Annotated in this window: 10 protein-coding genes and 1 tRNA gene; 9 read left to right on the top strand and 2 right to left on the bottom strand. The window is 30.1% G+C overall.

Annotated features, from left to right (window positions below):
• The 8 genes from ABJI11_RS12010 to ABJI11_RS11975 all read left to right on the top strand — a co-directional run.
• A partial coding sequence (locus tag ABJI11_RS12010; RefSeq protein ID WP_348352447.1) for an N-6 DNA methylase occupies positions 1-1,544 on the top strand: 1,544 nt, incomplete at its 5' end.
• Positions 1,534-1,761, top strand: coding sequence for a hypothetical protein (locus ABJI11_RS12005; protein ID WP_348352445.1), 228 nt, complete (start codon positions 1,534-1,536; stop codon positions 1,759-1,761). The genes ABJI11_RS12010 and ABJI11_RS12005, both read left to right, overlap by 11 nt.
• 35 nt (positions 1,762-1,796) lie before the next feature.
• Positions 1,797-2,759: a restriction endonuclease subunit S gene (locus ABJI11_RS12000; protein WP_348352443.1), complete on the top strand. Its 963-nt coding sequence runs from the start codon at positions 1,797-1,799 to the stop codon at positions 2,757-2,759.
• 13 nt (positions 2,760-2,772) lie between these two features.
• The gene (locus ABJI11_RS11995) at positions 2,773-7,344 is read left to right on the top strand and encodes a DUF3883 domain-containing protein (RefSeq protein WP_348352441.1); all 4,572 of its coding nucleotides are present in this window, start codon (positions 2,773-2,775) and stop codon (positions 7,342-7,344) included.
• 1 nt (position 7,345) lies between these two features.
• Positions 7,346-10,690, top strand: a complete 3,345-nt coding sequence (locus ABJI11_RS11990) for an HsdR family type I site-specific deoxyribonuclease (RefSeq protein WP_348352439.1) — start codon at positions 7,346-7,348, stop codon at positions 10,688-10,690.
• A 1-nt stretch (position 10,691) separates the two neighbouring features.
• Complete coding sequence (locus ABJI11_RS11985) at positions 10,692-11,372, top strand: SprT family zinc-dependent metalloprotease (RefSeq protein WP_348352437.1); 681 nt, start codon at positions 10,692-10,694, stop codon at positions 11,370-11,372.
• Between the two features lie 76 nt (positions 11,373-11,448).
• Positions 11,449-12,072, top strand: coding sequence for a hypothetical protein (locus ABJI11_RS11980; protein ID WP_348352435.1), 624 nt, complete (start codon positions 11,449-11,451; stop codon positions 12,070-12,072).
• A complete protein-coding gene (locus ABJI11_RS11975; protein ID WP_348352433.1) occupies positions 12,035-12,286 on the top strand; it encodes a hypothetical protein in 252 nt (83 codons plus the stop codon). Before ABJI11_RS11980 ends, ABJI11_RS11975 begins: the two co-directional genes overlap by 38 nt.
• A gap of 300 nt (positions 12,287-12,586) precedes the next feature.
• Here ABJI11_RS11975 and ABJI11_RS11970 read toward each other — a convergent pair whose 3' ends face one another.
• Both ABJI11_RS11970 and ABJI11_RS11965 read right to left on the bottom strand, forming a co-directional pair.
• A complete protein-coding gene (locus ABJI11_RS11970; protein WP_348352431.1) occupies positions 12,587-14,746 on the bottom strand; it encodes a P-loop NTPase fold protein in 2,160 nt (719 codons plus the stop codon).
• A 453-nt stretch (positions 14,747-15,199) separates the two neighbouring features.
• Positions 15,200-15,284: transfer RNA gene (locus ABJI11_RS11965), tRNA-Ser, on the bottom strand.
• A gap of 158 nt (positions 15,285-15,442) precedes the next feature.
• Here ABJI11_RS11965 and ABJI11_RS11960 point away from each other — a divergent pair.
• Positions 15,443-16,256, top strand: an 814-nt coding sequence (locus ABJI11_RS11960) for a glycosyltransferase family 2 protein (RefSeq protein ID WP_348352429.1), incomplete at its 3' end; no start/stop codon positions are given.

Raw genomic sequence — 16,256 nt, 5'->3', positions numbered from 1 at the left:
CGGTGTTAAAAGACAACGGTCGTATGGCAGTTGTAATGCCACATGGGGTGTTGTTTAGAGGTAGCGAAGAGAAAAGCATGCGCCAATGGTTGGTAGATCGGGGCTACTTAGAAGCCGTGGTCGGTTTACCTTCTGGTTTGTTTTATGGAACAGGGATTCCTGCGTCTGTATTAATCATTAACAAAAAAGGAGCAGCAGAACGTAACGAGGTGTTATTTATTAATGCAGATAGAGAATTCAAAGAAGGCAAAAACCAAAACAAACTGCGTCCTGAAGATATTGCTAAAATTAGCTACATCTATAAAAACAAAGAGAATTTAGAATGCTATGCAAGAAACATATCTAAAACAGATTTAGAAAAAGAAGACTACAACTTTAATATTAGAAGGTATGTAGATAATAGTTCTCCTGCCGAACCGCAAGATGTAAATGCCCATTTACATGGTGGAATCCCAACAGTAGAAGTTGATGCTTTACAGAGTTTTTGGGATAATTACATACACTTACGAACAGCCATTTATCATAAGTCACCAAAAGTAGGCTATGATATTTTAGTAGAAGGCATTGAAGCTAAAGAACAAATAAAAACCATTGTTTTAGAACACGATGATATTACACTAAAAAGAGAGCAATACACCAACGGAGTTAACCAATGGTGGACAAACAATGTACTTAAACTAGAAGCCTTACCAGAACAGAAAAATGTGTATGACTTATACAGAGATTTCTCTATAAGTATTGCAAACGATTTTAGTGCATTGGGTATTTTAGACTTACACAAAAGCAGAGGCGCTTTTGCAGCCTATTGGAATGTTTTAGAAACCGATTTAAAATCGATTGCTGCTAGTGGTTGGAATGCTGATTTAATTCCTGCAGACGACATATTACAATCACAATTTCCAGAAGTTTTAGAAGAATTAGCGACTAATGAAGCCAGACGCGACGAGTTAGAAGCGTTATTTAATGAAGTAAACGAGCTAGAGGAAGGCGAATTTGACGAAGACAATTACGACGTTTTCCCAAAAGAAGTGCTTAAAGAATTAAAAGACAATATAAAAGTTCACAACGCTTCTATCCGTGAGTTAAAGAAAGAAATTAAAGCTTTAAAAATTAGAATAAAAACTAACGAAGAAGCAAAAGAATTAACAGAAGAGTTATCACAAAAACAAAAAGCACAAACCCAAGCCGAAACCAAAAAAGCAACCATAGAGCAACAACTAGCAAAACACACAAAGTTAACCAACGAGCTAAAAACCTGTAAAGCCACCATTGCCGAAATTAAAGCCACAAAAGAAGATTTAGTTGCCAAAGCACGCGAAAAAATAACACCAGACGAAGCCAAAACCTTAATACTAACACGTTTTAAAGCCGTGTTACACCATACCGTAATGGATTACGTAAACCGTTACGAACGTGCTTTAATTACCGAGCTAGAAACACGCTTTACCAAATACCAAAATACCTTGGTTAATATTTTAGATAGTAGAGAGAAAGCTGCCAACCAATTAAATAACTTTTTAATGGAATTGGGTTATGAGGGATAATTGGAAAAAAGTGCCTTTAGGTGAGTTAGTAACAATTCAGAAAGGTAAAATTTCAGAACAGTCAACATATCCAATTCAAGGATTTGCCCCAATAATTAATACAGATGTATTAAGGGGTGATGTAAAATTTTGGGGTAAAATAAAAGGAAGTGTCAATTGTCTTGAAGACGATGTATTAATACTATGGGATGGTGAGCGTTCAGGATTATGCCTATAGGTCACAAGGGTGTTTTGGGTTCAACTTTTGCAAAAATGAATGTTTCAAGTGAGTTAGTGCCTGAATATTTATTCCGAGTTGTAGATTTTAATTATGATTGGATTCAAGGACAAAGAACGGGAACAGGCGTACCTCACGTTCCAAAGGACTTAAAAACAATATTTAAAGTTAATTATCCACCACTACCACAACAAAAAAAAATATCCAAAATCATATCTACAGTAGATAGCGTGATAGAAAAAACCGAAAGCGCAATTGCCAAATACCAAGCCATAAAACAAGGTTTAATGCACGATTTGTTTACACGTGGTATCGATGTAAACACAGGTAAACTGCGTCCAACACCACAAGAAGCACCAGACTTGTTTAAAGAAAGTGCCTTGGGATTGATTCCTAGGGATTGGGAGGTTGATGAGTTGGGCGAGTTTATTGAAGCTATTGACCCTCAGCCAAGTCATCGTACGCCACCTGAATTTCATAACGGAACACCTTATTTAGGTATTAACGATATACAGAATGGAGAAGTTCAGCTTTCAAAATGTAGACTAGTAAATCCGGAAGTTCTAATAGAACACAAAAAAAGATATTCAATTTCTGAAGGTGATATAATATTTGGTAAAATAGGAACTATTGGTTCCCCAAAAAGGCTAAGCCTTCCTCAGTCATATTCATTAAGTGCGAACGTAATTCTAATAAAACCTTTTAGAAATAAGGATTTAGTTTATCATTATTTAAATTCTAAAAATGTAGAAAATCAAATATCAAGGAAAATACATACAACTTCCCAACCAGCCTTTGGTATGGAGAAAATTCGTAGTTTACTTTTTTTTAATATTCCACAAATTGAAACGAATATTTTAGAGAAGAAGCTAAATTCAATTGACCAAAAAATCCAAACCGAGCAACAAGCCTTAGCCAAATACCAACAACTAAAAGCAGGTTTACTGCAAGATTTGTTAACGGGTAGGGTTGCTGTGAGTGTGGAGGAAGAAATATAATTGAGAAAAAGCTATGGCATTTAAAGAAGACATTGAAAATCTTATAGAAGAAAAAACAAAATTTTACAAAGACAATAAAGATCATATTATAAGAGATTACAATGATGAAAAGGAATTAGCTAAAGAATATGAAAGCAGACAATTATTAGAATTATTACAAAATGTAGATGATACGGGTTCTACCAAAGCACAAATAATTTGGGATAAAGATAAAAACACAATCGCCATAGCCAATATGGGAGAAGCTTTTTCTGCTTCTGGAATAAAATCTATAATGTTAGGGCATTTTAGCACTAAAATAAAGTCCCATTTTATTGGTAATAAAGGGCTTGGTTTTCGTTCGGTGTTAAATTGGGCAGAAGCTATTAATATTTATTCAAATGGGAGTAAAGTTACTTTTTCAGAAAAAAATGCCAAGACAATTTTTGAAGAAGAATTAAAGTTAACAAAAGAACAAAAAAAAGAATTAAGATTGGCAAAAGGTTTAAAAGACAGTGCCATTCCTTTTCCTTTTTTAGCGATACCAACTATTGAAGATGACAATAGTAATAACGATTGGAAAACAATTGTAGAAATAAAGTACAGGACTACAGCAGAAAATAGCATTAAAAAGCAAGTAAACGAGTTGTGTTCAGAGTTGTTACTGTTTTTAAATAATATAGAAATTTTAGTGATTCGTATTTCAGGAGAAGCAGAACAAACATATAAAAGCAAGCGTAAAGAAAAAGAAGATTATTGGGAAATTACCATAAATGAAACAAGTTGGAAGGTTTTTACCAAAGAAAAAAAATTACCAGATAATTTACAAGACAAAGAAAAAAGTGATCCACAGAAGTATCAAATAAAAGTCGCTTATCAAGAAAATTTATCAGATAGATATTATAAATTATTTAATTACTTCCCTACAAAAGTTTCTGTGTCTTTACCTTGTATTGTTCATTGCACTTTTGAACTTAATAGCTCTAGAGATTATTTAAACCCTTCTGATGTTAACATTTTTATTTTAAAAAAACTCACAAAGCTTTTAAAAAAATGTGCCATCCATTTAACCAAGAAACGAGTGGATTGGCGACCTTTTAAATTACTAACACCTATAGATAAAAGTACTGATAGTGAGTTAGTAGCAGATTTTTACACAAAAATTGAAGAATTAAAAAAAGAAACAAAGGTTTATCCTTCCATAAGTGATAATTATATACCACTTAATAAGGCAATATTTTATAATAATGATTTTAATTTATTCTTTAAAGACAACTTTAAAGAAACGCTTCCAGATCTTATTTTACCATTAGAAGATGGTATTGTTAATGAATTTAAAAACGATACGTATACAAAAGAATATTTGGTTGAACAAATAGACAAGCTATCTTATAAAGACATAACCATAGAGCAAAGAGCACATCTTATAATAATATTAAATGAGGTGCATAAAAGTGATACTACAGATGACTTATTTTCTCTTTTAATCAATCAAAAAAAGAAAGAGGTTATACCTAAAACCACTACAACATTTACACCCGTAAAAAGAGCGAAAGAAGAATTTGAAATTCCAGATGAAATTAAGGTAGATTTTATCAACACTGATTTATACGATGCTATTTTAATAAAAATTAAAGATGGATTCGATAAGAAAGAACCTGAATCTAGAGAATTTCAAAGAGCAATAAAAAATGTAGTTAATATACAGCCTTATGATAGTAATAATGTTATTGATAAAGTAATCACAGGAACTAGACAAGAGATTGCAAGTACTAAAACTGAAAATGATAAAAGAGTTTTAGTAAAGGAAATGGTAAAAGCATTATATATCAATTTCCCTAATATTGATAATAAATTAGAAGTGCTTAAAACGGAAGTACCTTTATTAAATAAAAATAATGAGGTTACCAGCGCTAATGACCTTTTTTTAAGTGAAACGTATCCATCGGGTGCAATTACAAATATAATTTTTGAAGATTTATACACGAATGAAGACTACATATTACCAATAAATGAATGGGGTATTGAAGTAGAACGCGAACAAGAAATTGAAACTTTTTTTTTATGGCTAGGAGTATATAAATACATTAAAATTGGTAAAAAATCACTAGCGAACAACTGGGCAGAAAATGAATATATAGAAACAGTTTTTTCTAAAGATGTTATAAGACCAGATAATTTTGATATTGGAAAAATTTCTAGAGAATCAGTAGTCTCATTTATTGATGATTTTAACCTTATTAAAGAAATAGAGGTAAATAAACTCTTGTTATTAGTTTTAAAAGATTCTTTCTTAAGAAAACAACTAGAAAATAATGAAGAGCATTTATATTGGTCTTATGTAAAAGTAAAGCCTGCCATTTCAACTTCAATATCCTATATTAAATTTCAATTTTTAAAATATAAGATATTTACTTCTTATATTATTCAAGACACAAATGACACGCTTAAAAGCATCGTTAATCAAGGTATTTTCATTGATTACTCTTGGTTAAAACAGTATGGTTATGAATCAAGTACTGTAAATTCAATTTTAATACGATTAGGTGCAAAAGAAACTATAGAAACTTTACATCCTAAATTATTATATAAAGTGTTGTTGGATTTACCATCGCAGTTCGATGAAGCTAAACCAAAAGGTGTTCAAAATCTATACAAACTTGTTGTAGAGGCGTTAGAAGAACAAGACTTAAAGCAAGATTTAATAATTGAAATTCCAGAAAATCTAGCTTTATATGCAAAAAAAAATGGCGAAACCGTTTTACTGCCAGCTTCAGAAGTTTATTACGCTAACAATAGTGTCTTACCAAAAAAAATAGAAAAGTCAATTCCTATTTTAAATTATCCCAAACGAGGTGGTCAAGACAAATTGGAAAAATACTTAGGGATTAAAATTATTAACCCATCTCATTTAGTTTTAAATGATGATTATAAAGTTTCAAAAGAAATAGATAGCGAGTTTCAAAAATTATTAGAACAACTAAAGCCTTCTTTATTGGCATATAGATTATTTAGTAAAAGCTTGAAAAAAGAAATTTCAACCAAAGAAGCAATTCAACAAAACGTTAATTATTTAAAAAACACCTCAATTAAATTAGTAGAAAGTGCTACATATACTTATAATGAAGAGAATCATATAGCTCTTGAAAATTATGATTTTATAATTTTTAAAAACACTTTTTTTATAAAAATTCCACAATATGAAAGTTTAAAAGTGTTGCTCAAAGAATCTGACTTCTCTGATGCTTTTGCAGAAATAATGAGTATCCAATTTAAAGTAACCGATTTAAAAAATGATTTTAGATTTTTAATAAGAAATGACATTAAAGACACAATGCATTTAATTAAAAAAGATTTTGATGAGGAAAATTTATCTATAGTCCATAGTTTTTTTGGTGTTTCAGTAATCGAAGTGAATTTTTGGAAATCAATTTTTAAACTAAAAAAAATTGCCATCAAAGATGAATTCAATAAACAAGAAGAGCTTATAAATTATATTGAAGAAAAATTAGAGATTGAAATTCCAAATACATACAATCAATTCAATTTTGAAGTATGTGATAATGAGCATACTTATAATTTTATTCAATATCTAACAGATAACCTTGGTAGTAATATTGAACAAATCTATTCTCAAGGTATAGAGAAATGGCATATTGAGAATTTACGCAATGTTAGAGAAGATTATGAAGGATTAGTTAAGCAACAACTATGGTATTGGTTAAATGAAAATAAAGAAGGACAAATTCATTTTCTGAGCTATATTGAAAAATTTACATTAGAACCTCTAGAAAGATTATATAAGTATCAGGATAAGTTCAAACTGGTAATAGATTATAAAAAAGTGCTTTCAGACTTTATAAATAAAAATCTTCCAATTACACTTCAATCTGAAAATAAAGAAGAAGTAACTATTGAAAATAAATATAAAGAATTGTTATCAAGATATAGTTATGACATAAATGACATGAACAATGAGATAAAAAGTTTACTGTATTTTGTAAATAATCATATAACTATAGAATCTTATTTAAAAGATAACACAAAAGATAAAGAAATAAAAGAGGAAGAAAAAATTATAGACGATGAAGCACCGTTGGATTTAATTGAAGCAACTTTTGAGAAGTCAAATAACCAACCAAAAAGATTAAAAAAGAAAAAAAGGAAGAAAACACGTAAAACACATAGTAAAAAAGGTGATGAGACTAAGAGTTTAAGTGGAAAAGAAGCCGAGCGAAAAGTTTTAAAGGCTTTGCAAAAAAAATACGGGAATAAAAATGTGAAATGGGTTTCTGGTTTTTCTGATGTATCTAATAACAATGATGATTTACAGTACGATATAACCTATAAAAATGAGAATAATGTATGGAAACATGTAGAAGTTAAGGCATTATCAAAAGATAATTCCTTTATTCTTACAAAAGCAGAAAAAGAGCATGGCATTGATGAAAGTGAACTTTATGAATTTGCCTTAGTTAGTAGTAAAAAAATATATAGAATTTATAGTCCATTTAATTTTAGTAGTACAGATAATTTTGAAACTAACGATTCATTTATAGCACAACCAAAAGATTATACTTTACATTTTATAATAAAAGAAAAGTAACATGGCAGAATATAATAATGTAGAAAAACCATTTTTAGAAAAATTAAAAGACTTGAATTGGCAAGTAATCGACCAAGGTGCTTTCGGTATTCCTCAAGAACCTGCTAAAAGTTTACGTAATAGTTTTAAAGAAGTGACTTTAAAACAAGAATTTATAAAAGCTATTAAAGAAATAAATAGTGTTGATGGTGTAACGTGGTTAACCGATAAGCAATTAGAAGACCTATACAACGAAACCATTGCTGCCGAAAAAGCCAATCTATCTTTATTAGAAGCCAACAAACAAGTTTTTGAAAAACTTATTGGTGTTACCAAAACAACGGTTGCAAAAAATGAAGTTAACGGAGAAGAAAACCCATTAGTAAAACTCATAGATTTTAAAAATTGGGACAACAATAGGTTTGTTGCTATTAACCAATTTAGAATAGTTACTCCAGGTGGTCCTAGAGAAGGGATTATTCCAGATATTGTTTTATTTGTTAATGGTCTGCCATTTTGTGTGATAGAATGTAAAGATGTAGATGTTGCCGACCCTATTTCAAGTGCTGTTGAGCAAATAATGCGCTATGCCAATACACGTGGTGATGATTTTGGATTTACTGATGGTGAAGAACGTTTGTTCCACTATAATCTGTTTAGCATAGCAACACATGGCGAAGAAGCACGTGTGGGTTCAATTACTGGAGATTTTGAATATTACTTAAATTGGAAAGATATATTTCCTGAAGTTTACAAAGATTTAGATATTTCCAACTATGTAGAAGAAGAAAGTTTTAGATATCAAAATAACGGTTTACAAAACGACCCTAGAGTACGGCAAGAAGTTTTAATAAAAGGAATTTTAAACAAAGAAATTCTACTAGATATTCTTCAGCATTTTACCCTCTTTATGGAGATAAAGGAAGGTGTAGAAGTTAAAATAGTTAGTAGGTATCAACAGTATAGAGCTGTAGGTAAAATATTAGATAGACTCCGAAAAGAGACTACCGGAAGAACACGGTCTGGTGTTGTTTGGCATACTCAAGGCTCGGGAAAATCTTTAACAATGGTGTTTTTTGTCCGTAAGTTACGCTCACGAGATGACCTAAAAGATTACAAGGTTATAATGATGGTTGACCGTAAAGATTTAGAGAAGCAACTTTCAGCAACGGCACGTCTTACAAATGAGTTTAAAGAAGCAAATATTGTAAGTTCACGTAAAGATTTGGCACCCAAATTAAGTGGAAATGCTTCAAACTTGAACATGGTAATGGTTCACAAATTTGTACAAGAGGAATTAAAACATTCTAAAGCATTAATGAAAGCCTTTGTTGAAGAAGGTAAGGTGCCAGAATTTAAACCTTTTGATGTGGTAAATACATCTGACAGAATTGTAATACTCATTGATGAAGCTCACCGAACACAAGGCGGAGACATGGGTGACAATCTTTTTACCGCTTTTCCACAAGCAGCAAAAATTGCATTTACCGGCACCCCACTATTAACTGATAGACATAAGCAAAAAACACACGAACGTTTTGGTGGTACTGGTGAATTCATAGACACTTATAAAATTAGAGAGGCTGTTGATGACAGAGCTACCCTAGATATCATTTATATAGGTAAAACTACTAAAGACAATATTAAATCTAAGGAAGCTTTTGACTCTGAATTTGAAGATGTATTTAAAAAACAATCAAAAGAGGAAAAAGAAGAAATTCAAAAAAGATACGGCACCATGCAAGCCTATTTAGAAAACATGGATAGACTACGTAAAATTGCTAAAGATTTAGTTAAGCACTATATAAATGATATTTTGCCTAATGGTTTTAAGGCAATGGTTGTTGGCAGTTCTATTATGGCTGCAGCGCGCTATCAATTTTTAATTGATGAAGCATTAAAAGAACGTATTAAACTAGAAAAAGCAAAAGTAGAACCAGATATCGATTTAATCAAAAAAATAGAATTTTTAAAAATTGGTACTATAGTTACCAAACAAGACAACAATGAACAAGCATTTATAAGTGCAGCTAGAAAAAATGCAAAGGAAATTAAAGCCGTAGATAACTTTAAAAAAGACTTTGATTACAGTACAGATGAAAATGGAAATTATCTAAAACCAGAAACTGGAGTTACTTTTTTATGTGTATGCGATAAATTACTTACCGGATTTGATGCTCCGGTTGCACAAGTTATGTATCTGGATAAAAGTATTCGCGAACATGATTTACTTCAAGCTATTGCTAGAGTAAATAGAACCAAAAAAGATAAAAAACACGGTATTATAGTTGATTATTTTGGAGTATCCAACCATTTAAAGGATGCGCTTAATATATGGGGAGCAGAAGATGAGGAAGATATCAAAGAACTACTAGAGTATTTTAGAGATATCAACAAAGAAATACCTGTATTGGAGGCTCGATATAATAGAATGTTACAGCTATTTACAGATAAAGGAATTGAAAATTTCAGAATGTTCGCAGAACAACGAATGACAAATAAAGATGAAGAATTTCAACTAGCCGAAAACTGTATTGCATTGGCAGAATTTATTCCCTTTAGAGCTCAATTTGACACATACATAAAATCATTTTTCGATAGTTTAGATTTATTATTTAATTCAGAAGCTGCAAGAAAATATTACATTCCTGCAAAACGATTTGGCTACCTACTTGTGCGAATTAAAAATCGATACAAAGACCCGAGTATGGATTTGAAGTGGGCAAAACCTAAAGTTCGCAAAATGATAGATGCTCATTTAGAAACCCTAGGAATAGATAGCCGTGTTGCCCCAGTGAGTTTACTATCCAAAGATTTTGCTAAGGAAGTAAATAAGTTGGATAAAAACACTAAGTCGAAAGCATCAGAAATGGAACATGCAATTCGTAGACATATTAAAGTAAATATTAATAAAGACCCTGCGATGTATAAACGCTTCTTAAAGCGAATAGAAGAAATAATTGAGCGATATCAAGGCAATTGGGATGCAATAGTTGAGGAATTTGAAAAGGTTCGAGAAGATTTAGAAAAAGGTAGGAAAGGTGAGTTTGAAGAAGAGGGTTTGAATGAGCAAGAATTACCATTTTTTGATTTTATAGTTTTTAGTGCTTTCCAAGATGAATCTCTATCCACAAGTGATAAAGAAGCTCTAAAACTTTTGACAATTGAATTAGTAAATGTCCTAAAAAATGAAATAGACAAACCTAATTTCTGGAAAGGAAGAGCTGCTGAAATAAGAAAACTTCAAGGTGAACTCGACGATATGCTTGACTTTAGTGGCATTGAAAAAGTTTCTAAATTACATTCTAAATTAAGCGTAGAAATCATGAATTTAGCTAAAAGAAGACATAAAGAGTTGATTAAATAAAATGATAGTATCTGAAATAGACATAACGCTTCAAAAAAGTGAACGAAAAACGGTAAGCATATTCATCGAAAGAGATGGCAGTGTTTCCGCTCGGGTTCCCAATACATTAAGTGATGAAGAAATAAGAGATATTCTAAAGGCTAAAGAGTACCAGATTTTTAAACACCTAGCTGAATGGGAGCAACTCAATGAAAATGCTGTAGAACGAGAATACGTTAATGGACAATCGTTTCTATATTTAGGTCGAAATTATCGTTTAAAATTAGTAGACGAGAAATTAGATGGTATCAAATTCTATAGAAATACCTTCTTCCTAAATAAAAGCGAAAAGCCCAAAGCAAAACAACTATTTGTAAAGTTCTATAAAAAAAAATTGAACGATAAAATTTATCCCATAATTGAACGCTACAAGAATCAATTAGATGTAAACCCTAATGAAATTAAAGTGATGGAATTACAAAATAGATGGGCATCGTGTACACCAAATGGCAATGTTAATTTTCATTGGAAATGTGCAATGGCTCCTATTGATGTTTTAAACTATATCGTAGTTCATGAACTAGCTCACTTAATACATAATAACCATACCAAAGCATTTTGGAACGAAGTCGACAAGGTTCTTCCAAAATATGATGAACAAGTAAATTGGTTAAGAATTAATGGTGCAGGAATGGATTTATAGCACCTATATTTACTGACGTCGGTTACAATCTAGTCATACTTTTTTATCATCTTGGTATATATAACCTAATATCTATATGTCTGAAATAAAAGAGTTAACTAACGAGATAGAAAAAAACCTTTTAAAATTTTTAAGAGTACCAAAAAGATTAGTAAAAGCAGATAACTTAATAATCGCTGCAAAAAAAGACCTTTTAAACCCTAAAAAGAAAAGCTCTGAATTTGATGGTAATTTAATTTACACCTCAGAAGGTATATTCAATATCTATGTAACTAAAGAATTAATAACTAGATCTTTAATTTTTACTGATACATTAATAAAACTATTTAGACAACGTGGTCACAAAGTCGAAGTAAGAACTAATGAAAAATATAGTAATTATAATGGCACTAAAATTATTGTTGAAGGTAGAACTTTTAACATCTGTATTAGAGAAACTAGAAAAAGGGTAAAAATTAAATCTACTGCCAGTTGGTATTATTCTGCTTACGAATCAACAGGAGTTTTATCATTAAGAATTGAGGAATTGGATAAACACCAATGGAGTGATGGAAAAGTTATCAAACTTGAAGATAAGTTAGCATCCATTTTAGCTTATTTTGAGATAAGGGCTAAAAAAGAAATTCAAGAAAAAATCGAAATAGAAGCTTGGCATAAGGAATATGAATTACAAAGAAAAAAAGTTAATTCAAGAACGTGAATTAGAGATTAAAAAATTTAATGATTTGGTGGACAACGCTAATCGCTGGCAACAGGCTCAAATTATCAGAAATTATATAAATACTGTTGAAAAGAAAATGAAATCAGACAATGAGGATCAAGAAGAAATCTGTAATTGGATTAAATGGGCTAAAGAAAAAGTAGATTTATATGACCCTTTAATGGTTATAGAGGAAAAGTTTGTTAAAAAATAATATAGCCAATTAAATGATGCCCAATAATACCAGCCAACTACTAACTTAATATACACTAATGTCTAAGCCAATAAAAAACACTATGTACCTAAATCGTACTTAAATTATGTAAAACTTATTATAATAATGCCAATTTTTGCAAAGTACTATTTTAATTACAGGTAAGCTACATCTTTTCTTCTTGGAATAAGAAAAGAATTTTATTGATAATTATGAAATTGAGGTAATTTTTTTAACAAATTAGTCAGGATTCAATAATCTATAAGTGATTTCAATTGAGCTTTATTTAATAAGTTCTAATCAGTTTGTAGTTTTAGGACTTTCTTTACTCTTTAAATGGTGATAAACATATTGGCGAAGATTATTCATTTCTGAATTCTTTACTTTGTCATTCCAAAGTTTAGCTTCATTTTCTAATTCTTTAAGATTAAAATCATCAGAAAACAAATTATTGATTTTTTCAAAAATTATATCCGGATCCAATTTCAATTCATCTTTTAAAAAATTGTAATTATTTTCCTTAAACATCCCTAAAATATTATCATTCCATAAAAATGGGAAAGTTTTGATGAAATCAAATATATTTTCCTGGGATTGTAAACTACTCATAATATATCGTTGAAATTCATCATAATTAATTTTAGACCAAATTTTCATTATAATATTTGCATATTCTCTTTTATTGTAAAAAGGTGGTGAATTTTGATTTTTAACTTTTGAAATAAGCAATAATTCTAAATCCTTTAAAAAATCAAATTCAGAGTTTCCTCGTAGATTTTCTATTAAATAAACTAGTAGTAGATAATCTAATTTTTCTCCAATAGAAAGGATTAATTCTTTATTTTCAGATAGATATTCTTTATTTAATTTTTTACTAATACTAAGAATGAGCTCAAATGAAATATTGTGCTCTTTAGACCTATTTAATAAATCAATATTGTCAACCAAAAAAGGAATATATTTTTCATACTCTTTTTGGTCCATGTTTTCTAGTTCCGAACCAAGTCTATAAGCAATTTTATATTCATTCGTAGATACTATTAATTCTTCCAATACCTTCATTGCATTATCTTTCTTATCATCCAGTATAAAAGATTTAAGATTAGATAATTTTAATTCGGAGACTTTACCTTTTATGTGAAAAGAGAAGTATTTTTCGAAATGAGACATATGGTTAATTCTAAGCTCTGTGTCTATTTCAATTTCTGACTTAATATTTTTTGATTGATAACCAAATACTGTACCTGACTTATCCATGGGAAATAAGACTTCAATAATATTATATCCTTCCGGATGTTCATTTTTTAATAATAACCTTACCCCAGTCTCACTTTTACTTTTATTATCTTCAAACTGATTATTAAAAGTAATCACAGAATTAAAAAGATTATTATCGCCACCACTTTGAGCATATCGCTTAATTATTTCATAACACCCTATGTACTTAATTTTTAAATATTCAATCCAAAATAAATCATGAGCATTAACTTCATCTCCAATAGCATAAAGGGATACAGAAAATGAATTTACAATTCGAATTACTTCACGTGGGGTATCAAAATAATGTACACTTAGACTTCGTAATAATTCATCTAATTCTTCTTTTCTAATAAGTCTATTTTGAATGACAGATTTGACTTTTTCTTTTATAAATAAATCAAAATCTGCTTTTTCAATTAAAGGAAGTTCTAAAGGTATGTTAATTATTTTCTCTAAAAACTTTTTACCTGACTTCAAATCTGATCCAAATCTAGAAAAAATCGCTTTGGAAACGTGTTCGTGATCTAAACAAATAACAAAAACCAAGTTTTTAAAATCAGCGTTAGTTTTTATAAGTTTGAAAAGCATAAAAATTTCTTCTTTATCTAGTCTATCAATATCATCAATAAAAATTATTATTTTTTTATTAGAAGATTCTAAGGCGTCATCAATATCCCCTTTCATTTCTTCCAAACTTTTCTTTTCTCCTTTTATATCTTCACCTAGGGCTTTTAAGATTTTATATGGTTCAACAGTTATACCTGCATTGAATAAATTTGGGATTCCTCCAGATACAGATAATCGTATCGATTCCAAATAACGACTATACTTTAAAACGCTTGTTCCTGCTTTTTTTAAAAATTCGTCTTCACTATAAATTAGTTTTCGACTAAGAGTATTAAAAAAGTCGAATAGCATTTCTTCCTTACTTTGGTATAACCAAGGATTATAATGAAACTTAATAAATAACTTATCATCTTTATCTTTCTGAAAAAGTTCTATATGTCTTTCCAATAAGTTTAAAAGAGACGTTTTACCAGTTCCCCATTTTCCATAAATACCAATTGTTAATGGTGATGAATTATTAGAATATCCTTGAATAATTTCTTTTATTTTTACCGCGAAAGGATAGTAGTTTAATAAGTCATCTTTTTTTAATTTTATAGGTAACTCGTTAGTTATTATATCTCTATTTTCCATTTTTTATTTATTTCATTTTAAATTACTAAAGAGCTTACTTTTTTATTTCCCAAAAGAATATGTTTCTAAAATTGGGTTATCAATTAAAGTTGACAGTAAAAATTTGAAGTTATAATAATTGATGTTAATTTATATTCTTGGGTTAAATTTAATTTTTACAGAACTTGTGATCTATTAAAACCAAACATCACGTTTAACATGTTTTATTATTTGAGGATATGCAAAAATTAATAGAATGAATGGAAAAGTTGGGACCAAGCTCAAAAGAGGTTATGAGTCAATTAAAATTTATACATTCAGACAAGTATTTCCAAAAATACTGAGTTAAAAGAATTGAAAGCGACTTTATATAAAAGGAATGAATTGGTGTTATTATAAAATACAACTACTGTCACCTCAATTGACACCTAAAAAAACAAAGCCCCGTAAACATTAGCTTACGGGGCTTTTCTGCGGAGAAAGAGGGATTCGAACCCCCGGAGGTGTGACCCTCAACAGTTTTCAAGACTGCCGCATTCGACCACTCTGCCATTTCTCCTGAGTGCCTCATCAGGTATTCCCTGAATGCGGGTGCAAATATATAAAGGTTTTCTTATCTAATAAAGCCTTTTCTTAATTATTTTTCATCTCCATTATTTCAAAACATTTTTAAAGAAATGAAAAGGTTGAATTTCAGTTATTTATTACCTTGCCACGATGACAAAACCGCTTGTAAGTATCCTTATTCCTTTTAAAAATGTTGGCAAATATTTTGAAGAATGTCTAAAATCCATCCAAAATCAGACTTACAAAAACTGGGAAGTGGTTGCCGTAAACGATAATTCAAGCGATGATAGTTTAGCAATTGCAAACAAATTTGCGACCATAGATAATAGATTTAAGATACTTATTAATGATAAGTCAGGTATTATAACGGCACTTAGAAAAGCGTACAGTCATAGTAGCGGCAATTTTATCTCAAGAATGGATGCCGATGATCATATGGCTCCTAATCGTTTTAACATAATGGTAAAGTCGTTATTACAAGAAGGAAAAGGAAGTCTTGCCGTAGGGAAAGTTAAATATTTTTCAAAAGCGGGCGTAAACGATGGATACGATCGTTATGAGAAGTGGCTGAACAAATTGACCGCTACTGGTGAAAATTTTAATGAGATATATAAAGAATGTGTAATACCCTCCCCTTGTTGGATGGTGTTTAGAGAAGATTTTGAAGCTAGCGATGCCTTTAATCCAGATAGATATCCTGAAGATTATGATCTAGCCTTTCGATTTTATGAAATAGGTTTAAAATGTATACCATGCACCACTACCCTACACTACTGGCGAGATTATGAAAATAGAACATCTAGAACCAGTGAACACTATGCCCAGAACTATTTCTTGGATATTAAGTTGCACTACTTTTTAAAATTAGAATACAAACCCAACAATAACCTAGTAGTTTGGGGTGCCGGCAAGAAAGGAAAAACTATTGCCAATTCTCTTGTCGAGAAAAATATTCCTTTTCAAT

The sequence above is a fragment of the Maribacter sp. genome (genome assembly GCF_039968975.1).
GTDB lineage: Bacteria > Bacteroidota > Bacteroidia > Flavobacteriales > Flavobacteriaceae > Maribacter.
Note: the sequence above shows the minus strand (reverse complement) of the source record. Positions and strands in the feature narration are given on the sequence as shown.